We start from the raw sequence: 25,202 nt of genomic DNA on the forward strand, positions 1-25,202 counted from the left end.
CTTAGCGGGTGTTAACGGGGCTTAGGTATTAAACAGAAAATGCAACACATCGCCGTCAGACACGATATAGGATTTCCCTTCGGCGCGCATTTTGCCCGCCTCTTTGGAACCTTGTTCGCCGTTATTGGCAATATAATCATCATAAGCGATTGTTTCTGCACGGATAAATCCACGTTCAAAATCACCATGAATAACGCCTGCGGCCTGTGGCGCGCTGGTGCCAACCTTGATTGTCCATGCGCGGGTTTCTTTGGGGCCGACGGTGAAATATGTTTGCAATTTTAACAAATCATAGCCTGCGCGAATGACGCGGTTCAAACCCGCCTCTTTCAGACCCAGTTCTTCTAGGAACATTTCCGCGCCCTCATCATCCAATTGGCTGATCTCTTCTTCGATCGCAGCGGACACAACAACAGATGCTGCACCTTGTTCTGCGGCCAGTTTCGCCACCGCATCGGAATGCGCGTTGCCTTTGGCTGCGTTTTCCTCTTCAACGTTACACACGTACAAAACGGGTTTGGACGACAGCAATGTCAGGCTGTTCCACAATTTACGTTCGTCTTCGGCAACCTCAACTGTGCGTGCAGGTTTGCCCGATTCAATGGCCGCCTTGGCCTTGTCCAACAAATCTTTGGTGGCAACGGCTTCTTTGTCGCCGCCTTTGATTTTGCGCACCAGATTTTGCAGACGTTTTTCAATGCTTTCCAAATCGGCCAACATCAATTCCGTTTCGATGGTTTCCGCATCTTCAATCGGGTTTACGCGCCCATCAACATGGGTCACATCATCATCCTCGAAACAACGCAGAACATGGGCAATCGCATCACATTCACGAATGTTGGCCAAGAATTGGTTGCCGAGCCCTTCGCCCTTGGATGCGCCTTTGACCAAACCGGCGATATCCACAAATGTCATACGCGCAGGCAAGATTTGTTTTGAACTGGCAATGGCCGCCAATTTATCCAGACGTTCATCGGGCACGGATACCTCGCCCACATTGGGTTCGATGGTGCAAAATGGGAAATTCGCCGCCTGTGCCGCCGCGGTGCGGGTCAGCGCGTTGAACAATGTCGATTTACCTACGTTTGGCAGGCCAACAATACCAGTTTTAAAACCCATTTTGGATGCTCCGATGCTATGCAATAATCCGTTTTGCAGCATCTAGCCTTGGCGGGGTGAAAACACAAGCCCCGCCAAGTTTTCGTTATTGATCAACGCCCAGAAACCCGCCTGATTGTCGCGCCCAAAGTTCTGCGTAAATCCCGCCACTTGCCAGCAATTCTTCATGGCTGCCATCCTCGACCACCGCGCCATCATCCAGCACCACAATGCGATCCATCTGTGCGATGGTGGACAGGCGGTGCGCAATGGCGATCACGGTTTTATTTTCCATGATGTCAAACAGCGTATCTTGAATGGCGGCCTCGACTTGGCTGTCCAATGCCGATGTTGCCTCGTCCAAAATCAGGATCGGTGCATCCTTTAAAATCACGCGCGCAATCGCCACACGTTGGCGTTGCCCGCCCGATAATTTCACGCCGCGCTCGCCCACGTGGGCGCTATACCCTTTGCGCCCTTTTGGGTCTTCCAGATCAAGTATGAATTCATGCGCTTCGGCCTTTTGCGCCGCTGCAATCATTTCATCCTCGCTTGCATCGGGGCGACCATATAACAGATTGGCACGCACGGATCGGTGCAACAGCGAACTGTCTTGGGTTACCATACCGATTTGGCGGCGCAGGCTGTCTTGGGTCACATCGGACACGTTTTGCCCATCAATGGTGATTTCGCCCTGCTCCGCATCACGAAACCGCAACAACAGATTCACAAGACTGGATTTCCCAGCACCAGAACGCCCGATCAAACCAACGCGTTGCCCCGCGGGGATATGCAGATCAATACCGTTCAATCCACCTTGATCCTTGCCGTAATGATGGCTCAATCCCTTGATATGGATCGCACCCTCTTCGACAACCATTTCGGGGGCACGCGGTGCATCCACCACGGCCTGTGGTTTGGCGATGGATTCCAATCCTTCGCGGATCACACCTGCATGTTCAAACAGGCGAATGGTAACCCACATGATCCAGCCGCTCATCCCGTTTAATCGGATGGTCAGCGCAGATGCCGCCGCCACCTCGCCAATGGTCACATGGCCATTCATCCATAACCAAATCGCAGGGCCAACAACCCCCACCATCAACGCCCCATTGAGCAGGTTCAGACCAAACGACATTTCCGTCATCAGACGCAAAAACCTCTGGAACCGTAGCCGCAATCGGCGCAGCGCGGATAATGCATATGCCTCTTCGCTCGCACCATGTGCGAATAATTTCACCGTTTCGATGTTGGAATAGGCATCAACAACCCGCCCCGTCACCAATGATCGCGCCGCCGACCATTTTTCCGATGCAACGGACACACGCACCGCAATGCGGCGTACATATAATATGTATAACACCAGCCAAATCGCCAAAGGTGCGCCAAGGCGAATATCAATCTGTGTCAAAATCAAAATCGCACCCAACACATATGTGGTGGCGTACCAAATGCCCTCGAACGCCATATAGGTGGAATCCTCCACCGCAGGGCCAAGCTGCATCACGCGGTTGGTCAAACGCCCTGCAAAATCGTTTTGGAAAAACGATGATGATTGCCCCAACATATGTTTATGCGCACGCCAACGGGTTTGATCTTGCAAATTCGACGCAAGCGTTTGTTCCAAAAAGAAATGATTCAACGTGATTATCACAGGGCGCAAAAACAGGATGAAAATAATCACAAGGATCAATTCAAACCCATGCTGTGCCCAAAACGCATCTGGGCTGCTTGCTCCCATCAAATCAATGATGCGCCCAGAATAAAAAATCAGCCCACTTTCCATCAGCGCCACCAAAACGCCGGTGATCGCCATCCAAGGCAACCATTTTTTAAACGGCGCTAATTGTTGCACCATATAGGGCCACAATTTCGCAGGCGGCGTACCAGCGGGCACGTTTTCAAAGGGACGGATAAGGTTTTCAAATTTACGAAACATCGGGGGTGCCTTTCTACGGGCAAAAATAGGAATTGTGATTAACTCTGGGCGCATCCAAAACGACAGCCCAATTGGACCAGCGTTCAGCGCAGTGGCGGGGTCCAAATATAGTTCATCAACAATCCTCCGATGTGTTTCGTGGGTCTTAATTATTTCCAGATGCTTTCAAAGTCAACTCTGGTGTCTTGGGAAATCTAGCTGGACTGAACCCGTTCGTCGCTTTGCCATTGATTTTCTGAAATATTTCCAGCAAACCACACCAAACGGTTTTCAAGGGGTGGTTATGACTCGTATTGCTGCAAAATTTGCTGATCTGAAATCGCAGGGGAAATCTGCCTTTGTGTCTTATATCATGGCGGGTGATCCCGATTATGATACCACCCTTGCGGTGATGAACGGATTGCCAGGCGCGGGTGTTGATATCATCGAACTTGGCGCACCGTTTACCGATCCCATGGCCGATGGCCCCACCATTCAATTGGCGGGTCAACGCGCACTTGACGGTGGCATGACGTTGAAAAAGACGCTGCAACTGGTCACTGAATTTCGCAAAACCGATGACACCACACCGATTGTGTTGATGGGATATTATAACCCGATTTACAGCCACGGCGTTGATGCGTTTCTGGTGGATGCCAAAGCGGCGGGTGTTGATGGGTTGATCGTCGTGGACCTGCCCCCCGAAGAAGACAGCGAGCTGTGCATTCCTGCGGGCAAAGCGGGCATTGATTTCATTCGCCTGACAACCCCCACCACCGATGAACGCCGCCTGCCAACGGTTTTGCCAAACACATCTGGCTTTATCTATTACGTGGCGATCACGGGGATCACGGGATCTGGTTCTGCCAGCCCAGAAACCGTTGGGCGCGAAGTTGCACGCATTAAACAAAGCACCGATTTACCCGTCTGCGTTGGCTTTGGGATCAAAACCCCGCAAGACGCCGCCGCAATGGCCGCCGTCGCCGATGGCGCGGTTGTGGGTTCCGCAATCGTACAAAAACTAGCCGACGGCGACAGCGTTGAAACCGTGTTGGATTTCGTCAAAGATTTGGCAGATGGCGCGCATAGCGCGTAATTTGAATCAACTCTGTCTGATTGATATTTTGTGCGGCAGTGTGAGCCGAACGGCAGGTATGGGGCGGAACAGCCCTTCCCAGTAATTTGTATGGACAAATTTATCCACATTCAAAAAATACAGAGGCATCGATAAGTCGATTACAAAATGGAGAGTTATGATCGAGATTATAGCAGAAATAATCGTGACTTTTTTGGGTTGGACTATTTATGGCTCTGAAGAAAATCCAAGACATCCGTTTTGGAGAAATAGCGTTCGAACAGTTGCTTTTCTTGGAGCTTTCATCTCGATCGCCAGCTTTCTAAACATTCTTGGAGATTTTGAGTTTCCTCGTGTCGTGGTTGGCTTTTGGGCAGTGTGCTCACTTATGGTTATATTAGTCGAATATTATATTGGCTCAAAGAAAGTTTGTCTGGCGGCTTTCGTGGTTTGTGCGATTTGGTTTATAGTTGGAATTTTGACACAGATGTAATGGTGTCAAACTGGGCTCAAAGCCACCACTCACTATAAACCACATAAAACACGCATGTTTAGCGTTTTTCAACATCCAACCGAATGACTTCACAAATTGGTAAGAAAATATTGCCAATTTGCAAAAACCTTGAAACAATGGCGGCATCACAACGACAAGGGCCGCGCATATGCCACCGATCACTACGATTGACGATCTCAAAACCATTTACAAACGCCGTGTGCCAACGATGTTTTATGATTACGCCGAAAGCGGATCGTGGAGCGAGCAAACATTTCGCGAAAATGTTTCGGATTTTGAAAAAATCCGTCTGCGCCAAAAGGTGGCGGTGGATATGACCAACCGATCAACGGCCACCACGATGGTTGGCCAAGATGTGGCGATGCCTGTCGCCCTTGCCCCCGTTGGATTAACGGGGATGCAACACCCAGATGGGGAAATTAAGGCCGCGCGCGCTGCGGAAAAATTCGGGGTGCCATTCACCCTGTCCACCATGTCGATCTGTTCAATCGAAGATGTCGCCGCCCACACCACAAAACCATTCTGGTTTCAGCTTTATGTGATGAAAGATCGCGATTTTATCGAACGCCTAATTGATCGGGCCAAGGCGGCGGGCTGTTCCGCGCTTGTCCTGACATTCGATCTGCAAATTTTGGGACAACGCCACAAGGACATTAAAAATGGCCTGTCTGCCCCGCCCAAGCTGACCATTCGCAATATGATTGATATTGCCCAGCGCCAACGTTGGGCTTGGGGGATGCTGGGCACAAAACGGCACAGCTTTGGCAATATTGTCGGGCATGCCAAGGGTGTTGGGGATTTATCATCCCTTTCATCATGGACGGCGGAACAGTTTGACCCTGCGCTCAATTGGGATGATATCGCTTGGATCAAGGAACGCTGGGGTGGGCCGTTGATCCTGAAGGGTATTTTGGATGTGGACGATGCACGCCGTTCGGTCGATAGCGGTGCAGATGCGTTGATCGTATCCAACCACGGCGGGCGCCAGTTGGACGGGGCATTGTCATCCATCCGCATGTTGCCAGACATCGTTGATGCGGTGGGTAAGGATATCGAAATCCACATGGACAGCGGCATTCGATCTGGCCAAGATGTGCTTAAGGCCGTGGCGCTAGGGGCAAAATCAACCTATATCGGGCGAAGCTTTATTTATGGTCTTGGCGCGATGGGCGAAAAGGGCGTTACGGCTGCATTAAATGTCATTCACAAGGAATTGGACACAACAATGGCGCTGTGCGGTGAACGTTTGATTACCAATATGTCACGTGATAACCTGTTGATCCCAAAAGGGTTTCGCGATGAATTCACCGACTGATCCAGAACCGTGGTTAATTATCACCATGCAACGCTGTGGCGGCACCAGCCTGTCACAGTTTTTGGATGCCTGTTCGCCCCATGACACCGCCCAAGACGAACCGTTCTTGCGTTCGCGCCAATATGGTTTCACAACACAGCGCCATCGCGAAAATCCAGATGTTGATCGGCTGAAGGATGATCTGGGATCTGTTCTGAAGAAACGAGAAAATATCAAACATTGTATTTGCACCGCGCATCCCGACATCACCAATATCCTGTTGGATTTGGCACAGGAATTAAACCGCCCCGTGATTATGTTGATGCGCCATGATGAAATCGCGCGTTTTCGCAGCTTGATGATCGCAAAATCAACCAAGCTGTGGTTTCGCAATCGCCCGAAAATTTTCAACACGCGCGTGCAAAAATTAAAGTCCGGCGAAGTCACGGCCAAGCCGATCAATTTGGAAAAAGTCGCCAGCCGTTTGATACATTTCATGGAATTAAAGGCGCAAACATTGGCGCATATCGAACATATCGGCTTGTCCCCGATACGCATCTTTTACGAAGATTTTTATCGCCCCGAAACACTGGCGCAAAACGCGATTGATCTGGCAAACCGTTTGGGCATGGAATGTGCACCCGATGCGCCCCATTTGAAACGTTTGATGAATATCGATCCCAATAAACATCGCGCCGATATTGAAAAACTACCGCCCAATTTATCTGCGTTTGATGAAATGTTGAAAAACATGCAACCATAGATTGCAATCTATCAGAATCACCCCTAAGGTGGATGTACTAGGGACACACAACACGCAATGCATAACTTCTGTAGGGGGGAGAATGCGCATCATTAAAGATACGATTCCAGATTCAATTGTAAAACGCTATCACAAATCAGAGGAAAAGGCTTTCGGCTCGCTCGAAAACTTTGTTCATCACGTGATTTCATCCGATTTCGATAGTTTTGAGCCACCAGAACAACCAAAGGTGCAATTTAACCCGCGAATTGTGCAATCTTCGGGTAAATAACCACTTTCCTTTGGGCGCAATCCATCCTATATGCAGCGCTTCACGCGGCACTGCACCCTTGGAGGAGGCCGCATAACCTTAGGAGAATTACTATGGCTGGGAAAATTCCTGATCTAGAAGTCATGGCGCGTACGGGGACAGGCAAGGGGGCCGCCCGATCTGCACGCCGTGAAGGGCTTGTACCTGGTGTTGTATATGGCGGTGGCGCAGAGCCACAAGCGATTGCAATCCCGTTCAACATTCTGTTGAAAAAATTGAAAGACGGTGGCTTTATGTCCACCCTATTCAACCTAAAAATCGAAGGCCAAGAAGACGTGCGTTGCGTATGTCGTGGTGTTCAACGTGATGTTGTCAAAGATTTGCCAACACACCTTGACCTGTTGCGTCTGAAACGCGACAGCCGCATCAACATGAACATCCACGTTGAATTCATCAACATGGAAACATGTGTTGGTCTGAAAGCTGGTGGTACATTTAACGCTGTACGTCCAGAAATCGAATTGGTTGTGACCGCGGGTGATATCCCTGAACAAATCGTTGTCGATGTTGAAAACATGGAAATCGGCGATTCAATCAGCATCTCTGACGTGACATTGCCAGAAGGCACACGCCCAGTTATCACCGATCGTGATTTCGTAATCGCGAACGTATCTGCCCCATCTGCGTTGAAATCTGATGACGAGGACGAGACAGAAGAAGGCACAACAGAAGAAGGTGCAGAAGAAGCACCAGCAGCAGAAGACGCTGCAGAAGAATAAATTCTTCTTCTTTGTTAAATTTGAAACGCCCGCATCACTTGCGGGCGTTTTTATTTGCGCATATCAGTGAGCGTATGAAATTATTTGTTGGTCTTGGTAACCCCGGCGCAAAATATGCGCAAAACCGTCATAACATCGGGTTTATGGCGATGGATGAAATTGCGCGCGATCACGGGTTTTCCCCGTGGCGGGCCAAATTCCAAGGCCAAATCGCCGATGGCCGTTTGGGCGGGCAAAAGGTGGCGTTATTAAAACCCGAAACATTTATGAACCTGTCTGGGCAATCGGTAAATGCCGCGATGCAGTTTTACAAAATTGCCCCCAACGATGTGACGGTGTTTCACGATGAATTGGATCTGGCACCTGCGAAATGCCGCGTCAAAATGGGTGGTGGCCATGCGGGGCATAATGGGCTGCGGTCCATCCACCAACATATTGGCGCGGACTATCAACGCGTGCGCATGGGCATCGGGCATCCCGGGCACAAAGACCGTGTTGCGGCTTATGTTTTGCATGATTTTGCCAAGGCGGATGCAGATTGGCTGGATGATGTGCTACGCGGTTGTGGTGATGGTGCGCCGTATCTGGCCGATGGTGACAATGGCAAATTCATGAACGCGGTGGCGTTGAGGGTGAATCCAAATCATGCTGCGCCCAAAGAAACAACCAAACCCACAAAAAAGCCTGCGCAAAAAGCGGCCAAGGTTGAAACACCCCCGCCCGTGGATAATCGCAGCGCGATGCAAAAATTGCTGGATAAATTTAACAGGTAAATCATATGGCACTGGCACAATTGTTTGATACGGCAAATCTTATCCTGCGCCATCTGTTGCGGCTGGATTTTGCAGGGATCAAACGGTTGGGGCGGGTGAACACGCTGTTTGCACCGGACAAGATCGTTCATAATTTTAGCAATATGACCAATCTGTTGTATTTCACAGATATTCGCACAGACACATCCAACCCTAGCCCCCTGCCCAAACAGCCCCGCGATATGCCCGATGGCATGACCCATCTGGGCGAAAACATTTCATTTGATGATTGGATCAAGCGGCGCGCCTTAACAGCAATTGTGGTTATCAAAGATGGCACCATCGTGCATGAGGATTATTTCCAAGGCACCGCCCCCGAAGATCAGCGCATTTCATGGTCGATGTGCAAAAGTGTAACGTCATTATTGCTGGGCGCGTTGATCGACAAAGGCTTAGTTGATCCATCTGCACTTGATCGCAAAATCTCCGATATCGTTCCACAATTGGCAGGCACTGGATATCATGACGCCACGTTGCGCAATGTGTTGAACATGGCCAGTGGCGTGGCATTTAACGAGGATTATCTGGATTACAATTCCGACATTAACCGCATGGGGCGGGTGTTGGCATTGGGCGGGTCGATGGATGAATTTGCCAAGAGCCTGACCACCGAGTTCGCGCCCAATACATATAATCATTACGTTTCTATCGACACACATGTGATCGGCATGGCCATTCGTGCCTTGATGAAATCCGAAATTTTACCGCTGTTTATCACCCATATTTTTGACCCGTTGCGCCTTGAAACCCCGCCCTATTTCATGACCGATAGCAAGGGCGAACCATTTGTTTTGGGTGGTTTAAATATGACCACACGCGATTTTGCGCGTATCGGGTTGTTGATTGCAAATGGTGGCATGGTTGATGGTGTACGGGTTGTGTCCAAGGATTGGATCACACAATCCACCACCCAATCCGCACCACCACCCCTGCCCGAAAAAATCGGCACACCAGAGGGGGAATTGGGATATGGATATCAATGGTGGCTGCCACCCGATGCCGCTGTTGGTGAATGTTTTGCCATCGGCATTTATGGTCAGTTCATTTACATCAACCCAAATGAAAATCTGGTGGTTGCGATCAATTCGACGGATGTGAATTTCAAAGACGGCAATGGCGCACCCGCGTTGGAAAATATTGCGATGTTTCGCACCATTGCGCGGCATTTGAACGATGCTCACTAAATTTGGCACCGATATTTGGATCGCCGATGGCCAGATTGTCAGCGTCATTGGTTTTCGATATCCCACGCGCATGGCGGTGATACGGCTTGCCGATGGGACATTGTTTATCTGGTCGCCGGTCGCGCTGAGCGATGAATTACGACAAGCGGTAGATACCATCGGCAAGGTTGCCCATATTGTTGCACCCAACACGCTTCATCATTTGTTTTTGCCCGATTGGATCACCGCATATCCCGATGCCAAAATCCACGGCGCACCAAAATTGGCGCAAAAACGCAAAGATATCGCATTTGATGATGAGCTGTCTGAAATACCCAATCCTGCGTGGGACGGGCAGATTGATCAGGTGGTTTTACAATGCGCAATCACCACCGAAGTGGTGTTTTTTCATATCGCCAGTGGTACGGTGATTTTCACCGACCTGTTGCAACAATTTCCAAATGATTGGCACAGCGGATGGCGCCGCGTGGTTGCCCGCCTTGATCTGATGGTTTGTAAAGAGCCAAGCGTGCCACGCAAATTTCGGATCAGCTTTGTAAAACGCACGGCGGCGCGCAAAGTGATGCGCAAGATTTACGCATGGCCTGCGCAATCTGTTTTAATGGCGCATGGCAATCCCGTTACATCCGATGCACCATTATATTTACGCCGTGCATTTGCATGGTTGTTGCGCGATTAACGCCGTGTTTCACACCGCCGTGAGATCATAAATTAGAATCATTCTAAATCTTGACTTCCCCACCCTATCGGCGCATATTCCATCCAAACCAAACAAGGATATGTGGTCATGTTCATTCAAACGGAATCGACTCCGAACCCAGCGACGCTGAAATTTTTGCCCGGTCAAACGGTTATGGCTGCGGGAACGGCGGATTTTCCATCCGCAGATGCGGCGCACAGCTCGCCACTTGCACAGCGCGTATTCGCGGTGGATGGTGTGTCTGGTGTGTTTTTTGGCCCTGATTTTGTGACCGTTACAAAAACCGATGCAACCGAATGGGATCATATCAAACCTGCAATCCTTGGCGCGATTATGGAACATTTCCAATCGGGCGCACCTGTTATGGATGGCGCGGACAGTGCCGCCGCGGGTGGTCATGCCGATCATAGCGGCGAAGATTCTGACATTGTCGATCAGATCAAAGAATTGTTGGATACACGTGTGCGCCCCGCAGTGGCACAAGACGGTGGTGACATCACATTTCATGGGTTTGATCGCGGCGTTGTTTATTTGCACATGCAAGGTGCCTGTGCAGGTTGCCCATCATCAACCATCACGTTGAAAATGGGGATTGAAAACCTGTTGCGCCATTACATCCCAGAAGTGACAGAGGTACGCCCCGTTGCCGCCTAAGCTCGTTTTGGCATTTGATACATCGGCCGCGCATTGCGCGGTCGCTTTGGTTTTGGGCGATCGGGTTTTGGCCGATGTGGCCGAGCCAATGACCAAGGGACAGGCCGAACGTTTGTTTCCCCTGATCGAACAGGTTTTGGCGGATGCAGGTTATAGTTACGACGACCTAGATGCGGTTGGCGTGGGTGTGGGACCGGGTAACTTTACAGGTGTGCGCATATCGGTATCCGCAGCGCGTGGTTTGGCATTGGCGCGCGGGATCCCTGCGATTGGTGTTTCGCGTCTTCACGCCATGGCGCATGGTGCGACTGGATTAACCACTACGGTTTTGGATGCACGCCGTGGGCGGGTTTATATGCAATATTTTGACAATGGCACGGCCGAAGATGCGCCCAAAATGATTGCCATCGAAGACATTGATATGAACAAAGGTCAGATTATCATCGCACCAGAAGACGCTGATTTTATTGAACAATACAAAATGGCACAGCGACCCGTTCAAAGCATCGCATTGGCAACAGCGCTGATCGCATGTGATACAATTGATCATGATCACCCCCGACCAGCACCATTATATCTGCGCGATGCGGATGCAGCGGTTTCATCTGAACCATTGCCCACGATATTATAATGGATACGGCGCGTCTGGCAGAAATTCACGCCGCTTGCTTTGAGACCCCGCGTCCATGGTCAGCGGTGGAATTTGATGCCCTGCTTGCCAGCAAAGCGGTGTTTATTTGTCAAAAGCCCGATGGGTTTATCATGGGGCGTATCGTCGCCGATGAAGCCGAGCTGTTGACCATCGCGGTGTTACCCAAAGCACAGCGAAACGGCATTGGATCACAATTGATGCAAGCATTCGAAACACAGGTGAGCGATGGCAATGTTGGGCGCGTGTTTTTGGAAGTGAGTGCAGAAAATGCCGCGGCCATTGCACTATATCACAAGTTTGGATTTGAGCAGGCCGGTTTGCGCCACGGATATTATTCAACACCTGAACGCAAAAAAGCGGATGCCTTGGTCATGGTTAAACACCAGTCTAATTGAGGCGCAAAGCGCCAAGAGATGCGCGCAAGCTGCGATATGCCTGCGGCGCGGATATTTCAAACATTTGGAGAATGAAGCGGTTTGGCGCATAAACTTCCAGCAATTTCTTGCCCCGTTTCCTGCGCTGTCCTATAGGTGGAAGGGTAATGAATAAAACTGCGAGAAGTCATGGATACCATCACGCTCACCACTGAAATGATTGCCGTTTTGTGTATCATTGGGTTTACTGTTTTTCTGTTTATCTCTGAAATTGTGCGCGTTGATCTGGCGGCGATTATGATCATGGTTTTGCTTGGTGGGTTAAGTTACCTGCCTGGGTTGCAAAACTTGGCCGATGTGACGCATTTGTTTGATGGGTTTGCATCCAATGCGGTGATTTCGATTATTGCGGTGATGATTATTGGCGCGGGGCTGGATAAAACCGGATTGATGTCCAAGGTGGCATCAACGATTTTAAAATATGGTGGCAGCACGGAAAAACGCATTATCCCTGTGATTTCTGGCACGGTTGGGTTTATTTCCAGTTTCTTGCAAAATGTCGGAGCAGCGGCGCTGTTTGTACCAGTGGTTAGCCGCATTTCCGCACGCACAGAAGTGCCGATGAGCCGATTGTTAATGCCCATGGGGTTTTGTGCGATTTTAGGTGGCACGATGACGATGGTTGGATCATCACCGTTGATCCTGCTTAACGATTTGATCGTAACCGCGAACAAAGATCTGCCCAGCAGCGCGCAGATGGAACCATTTGGCTTGTTCGCAGTCACGCCCGTTGGCGCGTCGTTGGTTTTGACGGGGATTTTGTATTTCGTATTGTTTGGACGTTGGGTATTGCCCAATAAACCCACGCGTGCAAATGGTGCATCTGGCCAATCCATGAAGGAATATATGAAACGTGTTTATGGGTTGAAGGCCGATATATGCGAGGTGGAAATCCCCAAGGGCAATCTGTTGGTTGGCGAAGCTTTGGGCGATATTTGCGATGCGCATCATCTGTATGTGATTGGTTATTATCACAACGGCAACAAGGTTTTTCCACCCGTGTTGACCAACCCAATTGAAACGCCCTGTCGTTTGGCGATTTTGGGGCGGCGCAAGGTGATCCAAGAGATGTGCGACACTTATGGATTGAACCTGTTGGACAAATTGGAGGTATTTGCCGAAGACGTTGCCGCGACAAAATCAGGTGTGGCGGAATTGGTTATCCCGCCCGATTCCAACATCATTGGCACCACCGCGCGTGAACGTCGTTTTCGCGCCACCCTTGGGATTAGCTTGCTTGCCATTCATCGCGGTGAAGAAACATTTAGCCATGTAGAAACCCAAGAACATGAATCCACGCGTATCGGCACGATCCCATTTCAGGTGGGTGACACATTGGTTGTCCATACTGAATGGGAAAGCCTGACACGCCTAAAGGATGACAAAAACTTTGTGATCGTTACATCCGATTACCCACAAGAAGAGCTGCGCCCGCACAAGGTTGGCTGGGCATTGGTATTTTTCCTGATTGCGCTGGGTTTGATCCTGTTTAGTGATGTGCGCTTATCCTTGTGTTTGCTGGTGGGTGCCGTTGGCATGATCACAACCAAGGTTTTGAATATTGACGAGGCCTATAATGCCGTTGGCTGGAACACCGTGTTTTTGCTGGCAAGTTTGATCCCGCTGGGACAGGCCGTGCAAACCACAGGAACGGCGGAATGGATCGCGCAACAGGTATTGTTCCTGTTGGATGGTTGGCCGATATGGGGGTTACAGGTGGGTGTGGCGGTGTTGGCCACCATATTCACATTGGTGATGTCCAACGTGGGCGCGACGGTGTTGTTGGTGCCCTTGGCCGTTAGCATCGCCATGGCGGCGGGTGGTGATCCAGCGATTTTTGCGCTGACGGTGGCGATTTCCACATCCAATTCATTCCTGATCCCAACGCATCAGGTGAACGCGTTGATCATGGGACCGGGTGGTTACAAGGTAACGGATTTCTTGCGCACAGGCGGGATGATGACCATTCTGTTTTTGATCGTCTCCATGGTGATGATGAATATCGTGTTCTAGCACAAACGCCCCGCGGCCCAATTTGGCGGCGGGGTTTGTGATCGTAATGATAAAAGGCGGGCCCACCATTGTGGTTTTATGTGTCAGGTCTGTCGAACCTGTTTCCATTGGGGTTTTAATCCCACTCACCAGTGATAATCGGAAAATCCCGCATGTGCAGGATCGAACCACGTTTTGACGTCGGGGATGTTATACCCCGATTGGGGTTAGAATTGCGTTATGTATGCGTTCGCTAATCCGCATCGGGCGCTTGTAACACCAATTCAGCGGGTGTTGTTTGGCGCAGATCAGCCACCGTCAGCGGCGTATCGGGGCGTGCAAGACGGTATCGTTTCACCCAGAACAATCGCTCTGATGCGCGTGTGATTGCGACATAGGCCAAGCGTTTCCACAATGGAATCCCCGCCTCCATGCGCCCAGCACGGCTGGCGGCGTAAATATCAGGGGCGAAGACTTGCACATCATCCCACTGTGAACCCTGTGCCTTGTGTATGGTACAGGCCGCACCATGAACGAATGCGGCTCCCATACGTGCGGCGGATGGAATGAATGGTTCATCTTCGTCAGGCATTTCGATTTTGATGATGGTGGCGGCGGATACTTGTGGGTCCTCTGCGCCAATCACATGCAGGCGGGAAAACCCAACCTTTTTCCCTGCGCCAAGGTACACACATTGCGCCCCTTTGATTAAACCGCGCGCCTCCAGATCAATGCGTTTTTTGCGGTGTTTTGCAGGAAGCTCGATCCCATCGCAAATCAAAGGCTCGCCTTCCAGCAACATATCAGGTGGTGCGCCATATGCATTGCGAAACGCATGGATCAGACGAATGCGCGTGGCATTGCGCCAAACCAACACGGGGGATCGCGCCATCAAGCTTGCCTGAACACTGGGGGCGAGCACGACACGATCATCCTTGGCCGCAGCGGTTTCGATCATACGTTCAAACTGATCGAACGTAAGGCTTTCATCGCCAAGAGCGTGGGCGAGATCAAGGATCGGGTTATCATCGGCCTGTCGGTGAATACGGTTCAGGTGCATTTTGCGGCTGTCGCGAATGCCTTCGAACGCCATCGACCCGCTCTGCCCCACAGGGGCGAGCTGTGCGGGATCGCCGAACAGAACAAGTGTGGTGAAAATTTCCTTGAGGTCATCCATTTGTTTATCGTCCAACATCGAGCTTTCGTCGATGAAACCGATATCAAGCGGGTCTTCGCGCCGTTTCCAGCCCGTGATGAAATCAGACCCGCGCAAACCCGCCGTGGCCATCGCACCCGGTATGGATTTGTTAAGTGCATAAAATGCAGCGGCGCGATCAAGGGCGGCATCGGTTAAGCCTTCGATCTGGGGGCGTTCGCCCCGCCCTTCCAGCCATTCGGCGATTTTTTCATATTCGGGATCGTAAACGGGTGTATATAAAATGCGATGGATCGTGGTGGCAGCAACGCCGCGATTGCGCAACACCGATGCGGCCTTATTCGTGGGGGCAAGGATCGCCAATGTGCGCCGATCTTTGCGCGATTTACCCTCGTAATCGCCCGAAATGGTATCGACACCTGCGGCGTTCAAAGCCTCTGCCAATTTAGAGAGCAAAAGGGTTTTACCCGACCCCGCCTTGCCCAAAATTGCCATCATTTGAAACCCTGCGGAGGCTTCGGGCAACAGGACCTCGTTTTCGATATCAACGCCCGCGGCCAAAAGTGCCGTTGTCACCGCGTCAAATGCGGCGGCTTGGTCGTCGGAATATTGCATTGGCGGGTCCTGTTGTTTTTCGCCAACCTAACCCGCCGATTGGAAATGCACCAGCACCAAGCGTTATGCGGCGATGGTTTTTACCCCGCCAAAGGCGCGATCAAACCAAAGAGTCGATACCTGTGGTGAAACCCCTGCATTGAGCGCAAGCGCGTGGCGCACGGTTTGGGAAAAATCCCAAAGCCCGACAAAGATTTTATCGCGCCCTTTGCCCGTTGCACCCAAAATTTCAGGCGGCCAGCCAAGGCGGCGATAAATGCGCACCATGCGCGGATCAAACACACCCACCGCACGGTCAAGATTAAACCCAAGGCCAATTTCGCACCCTGCCAACATCAAAGCCGCGGAAATGCGCCCTGCCTGTTCACCCAGATCAGGCGAGAGACAAAACCGCGTGCTTTCCCAAATTTTGGGATCGCTGATTTTGCGCCCCGTGATATTGGCAAAATGTTCATTGACCATGCACCGCCCCGATGTGGGCATGGCCCGCATTGATCCACCATGCGTGCCATCGGGTTTTTGCCAAATCGCATAAAGCGGGTTCATGTCGTCATATTCATCACGTTCAAACCCTGTGTCATCCACATCCACATCCCATTTCAGACGCTCTTGAAATTGCCACGCGCGGTCTTGGAACATTGAATTGTAAAGTTTGGGTTTATTGATCAGTTGGTCAGCGAAAAGATAAGTTAGCATGATAATCCTCCATAAGGAGGTGCTAACGCCGTCATAGTTAACGTCCGTTAACCATAGCGTTCGCTGCTTTGGCTTTTTGGCGAAATTTTTATTTAAATTGAATGAGTTAAATGGATATTAACCCGCGTGCCATCGCGCTGGTCACTGCGTGGGTTGTGTTATTCGCACAAAGTTTGATGCGCGATGATTCAATATATCCGCGCAAAGTGTGTTCAGAGATTTGCAAGTTTTGCGCGATATTTGCACGGCTAAGTCCAAGACCAAGCAGTGTGAGCGTTTCAACCTCTCTTGGGGATAGGGCAACTGGATCGCCCAGATCGCGTGACAGAACCAATCGCCGCGCTGCCTCGTGAAAATAATGGCCGATCAACATCAAATCTGCACTATGGGTTTCGATAAATTTTTGCCAAGTATCATCATCGGCGCTGTGGCTGATGGAAAATAATGCAAGTTCGCCATTTGGGCCACGAATGGGGAAAGACAATCCCTGGTTCCCCACACCCATTTCGATTGCGTCTTGCAATAATTTGCGCCCTTTGCGCGTATCCCAATCCAGCGATTTCCAATTATATGGGTTAAACTTTTTAAACGCATTGATCACAACCGGATCAATCAAATACATTTGGTTACCGCCGTAATATTCATGCCATTCAGCAGAATACGTCGCCAAGGCGAATGTTTCGCCGTGCCATTGAATGGAATGATAAATTGCGTGGTTTACTTGAAATAATGCGCGCACTTCTTTGACGCGATCAAATAATGCGTCGATCGTATCAGCACGTTCGACGCGTTGGATGAATGCCAACAAGTCTTGATCCATTCCGTTTTTGCACCCCTGTAGCGCCACCAAAGCTGGCCAAATCAGAAGCCGCGACATTCAACGTGCTATCCAGTTGTTGCGCAAGGCGATCCAATTCGTGCGTATTCGCAAACGATTTCAGATCCTCTAGCACATCTAGCATCCAGTCGTGGTTCATTTTGTAGCCTCTTTTACAAAGGTTAACGGAACGTTAACGCAGTCTTCTTATCTCTCTACTATGACCCATCGTAAGGCGAAAAAAAATACCCCAAAAAAGCGGGGTATGCGCATTTAAGTTATTGATTTTAAATGGTTCATAACTTGGCGATCCGATATTAAACCGCCAAGTTATGCAACCACAAGTCGATTACATTTTCAGGTTTGGAATGATTTGTTTTTTGCGTGAAACAATCCCTGGTAATACAACGCTGTCACCGCTGACAGTGGCATCAAATGATGCAACGGCAAGATTTTTGACAAGATCGTTTGGCACGAGCAATGTTGCTTCTTCTTTCAAGATATCAACAACGAATAACAACACCTGATCAACGCCATCCTCGGCGGCAACAGGCACCATTGTTTCCATCAGGCTGTCTTTGCGTGCCAAAACGGTAGCCGGGCTGGTTGTTTCCAGCACAGAAACACGAAATGATTTATCGGCCACGTCGTATTGTTTACTGTCAAGGCGCAACAATTCAGCATCTGAAAAATGCGATACGTCTGATTTTGCGGCGAACATTTCACCAGCATATATTGCAATGTCCAAATCCAGATCAGACGCCAGCGATTTTGCCAATGCCACGTCAACATCTGTTGTTGTTGGGCTACGAAATTCCAATGTATCAGACAGGATACAAGACAGGATCAAACCTTTGATACCTGTTGGTGCGGATGCCAGATCATCGCCCATCATGCCGGCCATGATTGTGGCCGTGGACGCAACAGGTTTGATGGTGATGTTGATCGGCTGGTTGGTTTTCAAACCACCCACTAACAAATGGTGGTCGATGATTTCAACGATGCTGGCATCATTCACGCCATCGGGCAATTCAGCAGGGTTGTTTGTATCAACGATGATCACATTATCACCCGCGCCAACATTTTCCAAAATCGCAGGGCGTTCATATCCCCATTTTTTCAAAACAAATGCAGCCTCTGTGTTGGGTTCACCCAATACATATGGTGTGGCGGCGTTGCCTTTTTGTGTTTGGTACCATGCCCAGATAATGGCAGAACCAGTTGCGTCTGTGTCGGGTGCCTTGTGGCCAAATACTTTGATCATTTTACGTCTCGTATGGGTTGATTTTGGCGCCTTATACCGAGCGTTGAAACCAGAGTCACGCGATCCCTTTTGGCAATTTGTCGCGATGTTTAACCCACATCCGCCAGCGAGTTGGCGTAATATTGCATGATTTCCGCCTGATCGGGGATCAACGCAAATTTATCCCCACTTTGCGCGAGGATATGACGACGTTTAAGCATTTGAATACCAAACGTAATGCCCTGTTCCATTTCGGCGTCTGTTAAACCAATCAACGCGCCCTTGTCACGCAACAGACCCAATTCAATTTGTGATTCAGTGATGATTTCTGCAAGTGTGAGCCCCGTTGTCGCGTTGCGCAAAAACACCCGCGCCACCAGCGCCATGGGAACCACAGGTACGATATCCCCGACCTTTGCCAATAATTCTCTGCCCAAGCGCCCAATGGTGCGATCCGTCACGCGCCCCTTGGATTTACCCAGAAATTCCACCAGCGATACGGGTTTACCAAAGGATACACCCGCATGGCCAAAGCGTTTGAATTTGGTCACAAAACGAAGCCAGAAATACCATTTCACCGCATGAAAAATCGCGGCAAGCTTGCCAAACAATGACACGCGTTTGCCCTGTCCTGCGTCCAACATCACGCGATCCTCGATCACGCGATCATAATTTACGCCAACGGGCACAAACAGGATGTCGCGATGGGTTGCAGGATCAAAATCAGACACAATGTAATTGAGCAATCCCAATTTGGCAGGTTGCAGCGCACCCGTGCGGGTTAACCCACCCTCTGGGAAAATCGCCTGTGCCACGCCGCCCTCTGTTGCCATTTGCACATAGCGCGCAAGCACACGACGATAGAGATCACCACGCGATTTACGGCGGATAAAATACGCACCCGTTGATCGGATAATTTGTTTCAGCGGCCATACACGCGCCCATTCCCCCACCGCATATGACAGTGCTGAACGTGACGCGGACAGATAGGTCACAAGGATATAATCCATGTTGGATCGATGGTTCATCACGAAAACAACGCGGGCCTCTGCATCAATATCCTTGAGCGCGGTTTCGTCTTGATAGCTGACATGTACATTATAAAGCAGCGTTGATAACCAACGCGTTGCGCGAAAGGCAAAGCCAAAATAACTGATCGCGGAAAAGGATGGTACGATTTCACGCGCATATTTGCGTGCACGGCGTTCCATCACCGCCAATGGTGTTTCTTCGCTTCTGGATTCTTCTAATATCGCTTCGACAACCAATGGGTCATTCACCAGACGATCCACCATCACATGGCGATCGGTCAGTTTGAATTTTGGGATTTTCAGCTGTAGGCGTTCGTTCAACACCTCGACCGTGCGGTTCAATCGGCGATGAAAATACCATTGCACGGTAGGCATCAAAATACGATCCAACACCGCAATTAACGCCAATATTCCAGCAAGCCATACGGCCCAGACGGGTATTTCAATCGTTTCAAACATTGTCGCGCATCTTGTGCTGTTCGCGTTCCATTGGTCAAGCGAAATTGCAGGTGGACAGCGCGTATTGAAACGTTAGGTTTCAAACAAACGAAAGGAATTGCACATGAAATATCGCAAGCTTGGAAAAAACGGCCCAAAGGTAAGTGCAATTGGGCTTGGCTGTATGTCATTCGCGGGGTTCTTTGGTGAAACGGACGAAGCCACCAGCCATCGCTGTTTGGACGCTGCACTTGATCACGGTATTGATTTTTTGGACACGGCGGAATTGTATGGCATGGGCCTGTCTGAAAATATCATCGGAAGTTTTTTGAAACAAAAACCCAATGCATTCAAACTCGCCACCAAGGGCGGAATTGTGATTAAACCTGAACGTCGGTTTGATAATTCACGCGCCTATCTGGAAAACGCGCTTGATGGATCAATGAAACGTCTGGGCGTGGATTACATCGATCTCTATTATATCCATCGGCGCGAACAAGATCGCCCGATTGAAGAGGTGGTTGAAACGCTCAAAGGGTTTATTGATGCGGGAAAAATCGGGGGCTATGGCCTGTCCGAAATATCGCCAACCACGTTGCGCCGTGCGCATGCAGTGCACCCTTGTACGGCAGTGCAAAACGAATATTCATTATGGACCCGCCTGCCCGATTTGGGATTGATCCGAACCTGTGCAGAACTTGGCGTGGCATTCGTGCCATTTTCACCTGTGGCGCGTGGGATGCTGACCGATGCACAACCCAATCCCGCAACCATGCGTGACACAGATTTTCGCCGCACCAATCCGCGATTTGTTGAGCCAAATTTTTCCGACAATCGCGCAATGATCGCAAAATTTAGCGACTGGGCAAATGATCGTGGATTAACCACATCTGCCGCGGCATTGGCATGGTTGTTGCATCGCGGGGATCATTTGATCCCGATCCCAGCAACACGATATGGCGAAAACCTTGCACAATGGGCAAATGCCGCCGACATTTCATTTAGCGCCGATGACATGGCCGAAATCGAAACCATCCTGCCCGCAGGTTGGGCATATGGTGATCGATACAACGATGCGCAATCGGTGGGGCCAGAGCGGTTTTGCTAATAGGGATTTATTTCGATTGATGGGCGAATTTAGTAATCCCATAATGGTATATTGTATTGGCGCGGCCAAGGCGGGTACGACTTGGTTGCATCATACATTGAACAATCATCCCGATACACATTTTCAATTCATCAAAGAAATCCACTATTTTAACAGCCGCGAATGGCCCATGGCGAAACGATTGCAACGTGCAAAATTTTCGCCAAAACATCGCGTGAAGCTGGCAATCAATCCTGTCAAATATTTGAATCATCGCGCATATGCCAAGGCATTGTGCGCGGAGCAAGACGATCATCGTTCTTACAAAAAATTTATTCTGCGCGGCGCTGGATCGGCCAAGGTTGTTGGCGATTTCACACCTGCATATGCGACACTTGGTTCAAAAGATTTTGCGGCGATGTCGGATGCATTTGCAAGGTCACGTTTTCTATATTTGCTGCGCGATCCGGTGGATCGTGCGTGGTCACACATACGCATGTTGTACCATCGCCATAATGCGACCCAACAGATTGATATGGCCAAAATGGATAATATGTTGTCGCGCCTTTTGGCGGGGAAAATGCCATATTTGGATCAGCACGGAAATTACGATCAAACAATAAATGCAATCGCGAATGCGGGTTTGTCGGGTTCACTCAACATCACATTTTACGAAAATCTGTTTGAACAAAACACGATGGATGAAGTTTATACATTCATCGGGCTGACCTCTCAGAAAATTAACCCACAAAAGCGCATCTTTGAAGGTATCGACAGCCCAATGCCCGAACACATTCGCTCCGCTTTGATGGAGCGTTATCAGGGCGAATATCGCGCGATTTTCGAACGATTTGGAACCTTGCCAGCGCGTTGGCAAAACCATTTTATGGGTTAAGGGGCATAACCCAATATTTTCTCTTGTTTTTTATCCAGCTCTGACCAGATGAAATCATGATCCGCGCGGGATAGATCATCATATTTGTGAGGCACGAAATCACCATCAATTTTGCGCCCACGTTGTTGATCGACAGGGATAAAATTTGAACTCGCGGACAATCCGTAAGTTTTTGAAATCAACGCGATGAACGCATCTGGTGCATTTGCCACATCTTCGTAGCGGGCAAAAATGACATTCTGAAATCGGTTTTTCAATGACAGAAAACCCATCGTTTTGGCATTGCGAAGCTGAATAACATTGTCAAACCCCGCCCCCGTCAACGGGTGGCGATCCCATTGCAATTCAACATGCGCACGCGCATCCGCACCCGATGTAATGCCAAAGTTTTTTTCATCAACAATGGATTGCCACGGCGCACGGATAAAATCGGAAAACGAAATATCGCGCAGATATTTTGCGCTGTGCCACGGTTGGCGATGCATGCTTTGCGCCCAGCGTTCTGGGCTGCGAAACATCACAACAGCAAGCGTTGTATCAGGTGCCGCGATCATTTGTGGAAAGCCGTGTTTCCACCCATATCGAAATCCAAATTTGGTGATGCGATCATTCGCGCTCTGCCCCAATTGCGGAAAGTTATTACGCAGTAATGCATCAACAAAATTGGTACCAGAATTGCGTTCACCAAAGACAAAAAACTCGTTGATATTGGGTGTTTCACTGGATTGGAAATTTATCGGGGTAAAGCTTGGCATATTTGCACGCTAACCTTGCGCATCAGCTTGAACAAGTGGTGAAATCAGCGCGTTTCAAAAAACACAAAATTTGTCAGCTTTTCCACATCCACAAACAATTTGCCACAGTTCACCGCACCCTTCATACAATAATCATACGCCCCCATATCCAAGTTTAGCGCCATGTGTGGGGCAAATTCCGCTGCCATATCACGCGCAGTTTCAAACAGGGTTTTGGGCCGATCGGTTTCATACAAACCATAGCCCGCATCGGTTTGCACCAACAATCGGCGTTTGAATTTGGGTTGGTTGGGTTGATCGCGCACATCAATGCGACCATTGTTGATCAATAAATGCGATTGGATCAAATCAACGGATTGACGCTTGGCCAATGCGATGAATGCATCGCGGCTTGATTTGTTTTTGAGGTTAAATTTGCGCCCCAAAAGCTGCACCGATGTGCTGTTAAAAATCTGCGGTTTCCCGCGATGGATCATGAACACACCGTCCCAAGATTGAAAGCGGTGCGAAATGATTTCGCCGTTTCGTATCGCCAAACCTTCGATCCCGAAGCGATCTGCGCTGGAATAGGTTCCTGTGACCGCCAAATTGGGCGCGGGGCGGCGATCCCAGATGTTACCATCCTTTGCCACCACATGAAGCGCCACACTGTCCATTGGGGTGCAATCCCATGCAATCAGGTTTTTGCTTGGCATAACGCAATATTGCGCCACAGCGGTGGTGGCGCAAAAGATCATTGCAAGTGTCATCCAGAATTTCATGTATTTATCCAAATTGCCTGTATTCAAATGCGCCCCCATATTTGGAGGCACACTGACACTCATGTTTTTTCTGTTACCGTTTTTTGAAACGGGTTTTTGATTGTTGTCGGTGTCAAATCTGCAATGCGACCATACCAATCTTCGTTGCGCGTTGCCAACATTGTTCCTGCGATTGCAAGGAAACATAGGCTGGAACCTGCCAAAAGTGCGTAATCAACCGAAGTAAGGATCAAGAAAAGCACGGCATATAATGCAGATAAAGCAGCACAAACAATCCATGATGAATTGCCCAGTTTCAATCCGACAATCGCATATAATGTTAATAGCGTGATCGTCGCAAAACTGGCCACGATATAGGCGGCGTTAAATCCGATTTGTTCAGCGAATGAGACCATCAACAAAACAAACACGGCCTGTACCAGCCCGATCAGAACATATTGAATGGGGTGCACAGGGCGGCCATCGGTTTTTTCCAACAATAAAATTGTTAGGAATGTCAGTGCGATAAACATCAGGCCATATTGACCGGCGCGATATGCCTTTTGGTAAAAGTCATTGGGTTGGTAAAACTGTAGCCCCAATGTTGCTGTTTGGCTTAGCTTCTTTTCTGGGTTTTCGCGTGAAATTTGCGCAACGGATCGTGCAAAATGTGGGATTTCCCAGCTTGCGTTAAACCCAGCATCGGAAATATCACGTTGATCGGGCAAAAACGCCCCGGCAAAGCTGGGATGTGGCCAGTCAGACATCATCGAAACCGTATTTTCGCGCCCCGCCGCGGTGGTATACAAATGCTGTGCCCCCAAAAAGCCAAGGGTCATTTCATATTGTTTCACTTTGCGTGGATCACCGATTTCGGCATAAAGCCCCGCCGTGGTATTGCGTGGTTCCAATTTCGCAACCTTCCCATCCAAGGTTAGATTTGCCGCACCACGCAATGCTTTGTTCTGGCTTACACCCAGAATAAACGTGGTTTTATCCCAGTGAATTGTTTCATTGGATTTCACATGGCGTGATAATTCAGACAGATCGTATGTGATTTTTTGTTCTGAATTTGCGCGATACACAGGCACGTTAAATATCCCACGCTTGCGGATTTCGGTGGTGGTGTTGATGGATTGATTGAATATCTCTGGCAAGACATAAATGGGATTGGAGTGTTGCGTGATTTCTTCTTCGAATTCTTCGTAAATTACCTCACCTTTGTCGGTGGTTTTAACAATTCCCGTCAACGGATCCTTGATCGATTTTTTGCGTGTAACTTTGACCCGTTTGGTCACAGGAATTTGCAACATTGGCCCATTAAGCGTTTGCGCCCCACCCCATTCTTTGCTGAGCGATTGGATGGTCTGACGATTATAATTGGCGCGGTCATTCACAATTTCACTGACAAAAATCAGCGGAATCGCCATCAGAAGCGCCATAAACCCGACCACGAAAAATCGGAAACCTTTGGATTTAAACATATCATTCCCCTTTTGGTGTTTTGATAAAACAGACCTAGCGGAGTGATGCGCAGAAACTGGCGCGCAAGATGTGCAATTTTTGCGGATTTTCGCAAAAAAAGGAGGCGAAACGCCCCCTTTTGAATT

At 49.5% G+C, this 25,202-nt stretch carries 25 protein-coding genes; 15 read left to right on the forward strand and 10 right to left on the reverse strand.

What is annotated here, in order from left to right; genetic code table 11:
* Positions 1 to 21: 21 nt before the first annotated feature.
* Together ychF and BFP76_RS04750 are read right to left on the reverse strand one after the other, a co-directional pair.
* Positions 22 to 1,119, reverse strand: coding sequence for a redox-regulated ATPase YchF (ychF, locus tag BFP76_RS04745; protein WP_099592106.1), 1,098 nt, complete (start codon positions 1,117 to 1,119; stop codon positions 22 to 24).
* Between the two features lie 85 nt (positions 1,120 to 1,204).
* The gene (locus BFP76_RS04750) at positions 1,205 to 3,037 is read right to left on the reverse strand and encodes an ABC transporter ATP-binding protein (protein ID WP_099592107.1); all 1,833 of its coding nucleotides are present in this window, start codon (positions 3,035 to 3,037) and stop codon (positions 1,205 to 1,207) included.
* Positions 3,038 to 3,320: 283 nt separating this feature from the next.
* On the opposite strand from BFP76_RS04750, the gene trpA reads away from it, so the two are divergent.
* The 13 genes from trpA to BFP76_RS04815 all read left to right on the forward strand — a co-directional run bounded on the left by trpA (position 3,321) and on the right by BFP76_RS04815 (position 14,140).
* The gene (gene trpA / locus BFP76_RS04755; protein WP_099592033.1) at positions 3,321 to 4,112 is read left to right on the forward strand and encodes a tryptophan synthase subunit alpha; all 792 of its coding nucleotides are present in this window, start codon (positions 3,321 to 3,323) and stop codon (positions 4,110 to 4,112) included.
* A 157-nt stretch (positions 4,113 to 4,269) separates the two neighbouring features.
* Entirely contained in the window at positions 4,270 to 4,584 is a 315-nt protein-coding gene (locus tag BFP76_RS04760; RefSeq protein WP_099592034.1) for a hypothetical protein, read from the forward strand.
* Positions 4,585 to 4,753: 169 nt separating this feature from the next.
* On the forward strand, positions 4,754 to 5,920 hold the full coding sequence (locus BFP76_RS04765; protein WP_099592035.1) for an alpha-hydroxy acid oxidase: 1,167 nt from the start codon (positions 4,754 to 4,756) through the stop codon (positions 5,918 to 5,920).
* On the forward strand, positions 5,904 to 6,662 hold the full coding sequence (locus BFP76_RS04770) for a hypothetical protein (protein ID WP_099592036.1): 759 nt from the start codon (positions 5,904 to 5,906) through the stop codon (positions 6,660 to 6,662). The genes BFP76_RS04765 and BFP76_RS04770 overlap by 17 nt, the downstream gene beginning before the upstream one ends.
* A gap of 82 nt (positions 6,663 to 6,744) precedes the next feature.
* The gene (locus tag BFP76_RS04775; RefSeq protein WP_099592037.1) at positions 6,745 to 6,933 is read left to right on the forward strand and encodes a hypothetical protein; all 189 of its coding nucleotides are present in this window, start codon (positions 6,745 to 6,747) and stop codon (positions 6,931 to 6,933) included.
* Positions 6,934 to 7,025: 92 nt separating this feature from the next.
* A complete protein-coding gene (locus tag BFP76_RS04780; RefSeq protein WP_099592038.1) occupies positions 7,026 to 7,691 on the forward strand; it encodes a 50S ribosomal protein L25/general stress protein Ctc in 666 nt (221 codons plus the stop codon).
* 74 nt (positions 7,692 to 7,765) lie between these two features.
* A complete protein-coding gene (gene pth, locus BFP76_RS04785; RefSeq protein WP_099592039.1) occupies positions 7,766 to 8,464 on the forward strand; it encodes an aminoacyl-tRNA hydrolase in 699 nt (232 codons plus the stop codon).
* Between the two features lie 5 nt (positions 8,465 to 8,469).
* Entirely contained in the window at positions 8,470 to 9,687 is a 1,218-nt protein-coding gene (locus BFP76_RS04790) for a serine hydrolase domain-containing protein (protein WP_099592040.1), read from the forward strand.
* Positions 9,677 to 10,366 (forward strand): DUF4336 domain-containing protein, encoded by a 690-nt coding sequence (locus BFP76_RS04795; protein ID WP_099592041.1) that lies wholly within the window; start codon positions 9,677 to 9,679, stop codon positions 10,364 to 10,366. Before BFP76_RS04790 ends, BFP76_RS04795 begins: the two co-directional genes overlap by 11 nt.
* A gap of 108 nt (positions 10,367 to 10,474) precedes the next feature.
* Complete coding sequence (locus BFP76_RS04800; protein ID WP_099592042.1) at positions 10,475 to 11,041, forward strand: NifU family protein; 567 nt, start codon at positions 10,475 to 10,477, stop codon at positions 11,039 to 11,041.
* Positions 11,031 to 11,672, forward strand: coding sequence for a tRNA (adenosine(37)-N6)-threonylcarbamoyltransferase complex dimerization subunit type 1 TsaB (gene tsaB / locus BFP76_RS04805; RefSeq protein WP_099592043.1), 642 nt, complete (start codon positions 11,031 to 11,033; stop codon positions 11,670 to 11,672). The genes BFP76_RS04800 and tsaB overlap by 11 nt, the downstream gene beginning before the upstream one ends.
* Positions 11,672 to 12,088, forward strand: a complete 417-nt coding sequence (gene rimI, locus BFP76_RS04810) for a ribosomal protein S18-alanine N-acetyltransferase (RefSeq protein WP_099592044.1) — start codon at positions 11,672 to 11,674, stop codon at positions 12,086 to 12,088. The genes tsaB and rimI overlap by 1 nt, the downstream gene beginning before the upstream one ends.
* A gap of 168 nt (positions 12,089 to 12,256) precedes the next feature.
* A complete protein-coding gene (locus tag BFP76_RS04815) occupies positions 12,257 to 14,140 on the forward strand; it encodes an SLC13 family permease (protein ID WP_099592045.1) in 1,884 nt (627 codons plus the stop codon).
* A 232-nt stretch (positions 14,141 to 14,372) separates the two neighbouring features.
* Here BFP76_RS04815 and BFP76_RS04820 read toward each other — a convergent pair whose 3' ends face one another.
* From BFP76_RS04820 to BFP76_RS04840, 5 genes are all read right to left on the reverse strand, one after another.
* Positions 14,373 to 15,890 carry an ATP-dependent DNA helicase gene (locus BFP76_RS04820; protein ID WP_099592046.1) on the reverse strand — a complete coding sequence of 506 codons (1,518 nt, stop codon included), beginning with the start codon at positions 15,888 to 15,890 and terminating at the stop codon, positions 14,373 to 14,375.
* Between the two features lie 63 nt (positions 15,891 to 15,953).
* Positions 15,954 to 16,586: an acyl-homoserine-lactone synthase gene (locus BFP76_RS04825; protein ID WP_099592047.1), complete on the reverse strand. Its 633-nt coding sequence runs from the start codon at positions 16,584 to 16,586 to the stop codon at positions 15,954 to 15,956.
* 106 nt (positions 16,587 to 16,692) lie between these two features.
* Positions 16,693 to 17,463, reverse strand: coding sequence for a helix-turn-helix transcriptional regulator (locus BFP76_RS04830; RefSeq protein ID WP_099592048.1), 771 nt, complete (start codon positions 17,461 to 17,463; stop codon positions 16,693 to 16,695).
* A gap of 289 nt (positions 17,464 to 17,752) precedes the next feature.
* Entirely contained in the window at positions 17,753 to 18,667 is a 915-nt protein-coding gene (locus tag BFP76_RS04835) for a manganese-dependent inorganic pyrophosphatase (RefSeq protein ID WP_099592049.1), read from the reverse strand.
* Positions 18,668 to 18,756: 89 nt separating this feature from the next.
* Positions 18,757 to 20,136 carry a 1-acyl-sn-glycerol-3-phosphate acyltransferase gene (locus BFP76_RS04840; protein WP_099592050.1) on the reverse strand — a complete coding sequence of 460 codons (1,380 nt, stop codon included), beginning with the start codon at positions 20,134 to 20,136 and terminating at the stop codon, positions 18,757 to 18,759.
* 103 nt (positions 20,137 to 20,239) lie between these two features.
* Between BFP76_RS04840 and BFP76_RS04845 the strand changes: the two genes are divergently transcribed.
* Together BFP76_RS04845 and BFP76_RS04850 are read left to right on the forward strand one after the other, a co-directional pair.
* Complete coding sequence (locus BFP76_RS04845) at positions 20,240 to 21,223, forward strand: aldo/keto reductase (RefSeq protein ID WP_099592051.1); 984 nt, start codon at positions 20,240 to 20,242, stop codon at positions 21,221 to 21,223.
* A 43-nt stretch (positions 21,224 to 21,266) separates the two neighbouring features.
* A complete protein-coding gene (locus tag BFP76_RS04850; RefSeq protein ID WP_165775663.1) occupies positions 21,267 to 22,097 on the forward strand; it encodes a sulfotransferase in 831 nt (276 codons plus the stop codon).
* Here BFP76_RS04850 and BFP76_RS04855 read toward each other — a convergent pair.
* Genes BFP76_RS04855 through creD form a run of 3 tightly spaced genes read right to left on the reverse strand, consistent with a single transcriptional unit; the run spans position 22,094 to position 25,076 of the window.
* Positions 22,094 to 22,852, reverse strand: a complete 759-nt coding sequence (locus BFP76_RS04855; RefSeq protein ID WP_099592053.1) for a hypothetical protein — start codon at positions 22,850 to 22,852, stop codon at positions 22,094 to 22,096. The two genes, BFP76_RS04850 and BFP76_RS04855, sit on opposite strands and share 4 nt — an antisense overlap.
* 44 nt (positions 22,853 to 22,896) lie before the next feature.
* Positions 22,897 to 23,640, reverse strand: coding sequence for a hypothetical protein (locus BFP76_RS04860; RefSeq protein ID WP_165775664.1), 744 nt, complete (start codon positions 23,638 to 23,640; stop codon positions 22,897 to 22,899).
* Positions 23,641 to 23,672: 32 nt separating this feature from the next.
* Positions 23,673 to 25,076, reverse strand: coding sequence for a cell envelope integrity protein CreD (gene creD / locus BFP76_RS04865; protein ID WP_099592055.1), 1,404 nt, complete (start codon positions 25,074 to 25,076; stop codon positions 23,673 to 23,675).
* Positions 25,077 to 25,202: the final 126 nt, after the last annotated feature.

Source organism: Paramylibacter kogurei (genome assembly GCF_002742285.1).
Classification (GTDB): Bacteria; Pseudomonadota; Alphaproteobacteria; order Rhodobacterales; family Rhodobacteraceae; genus Amylibacter; species Amylibacter kogurei.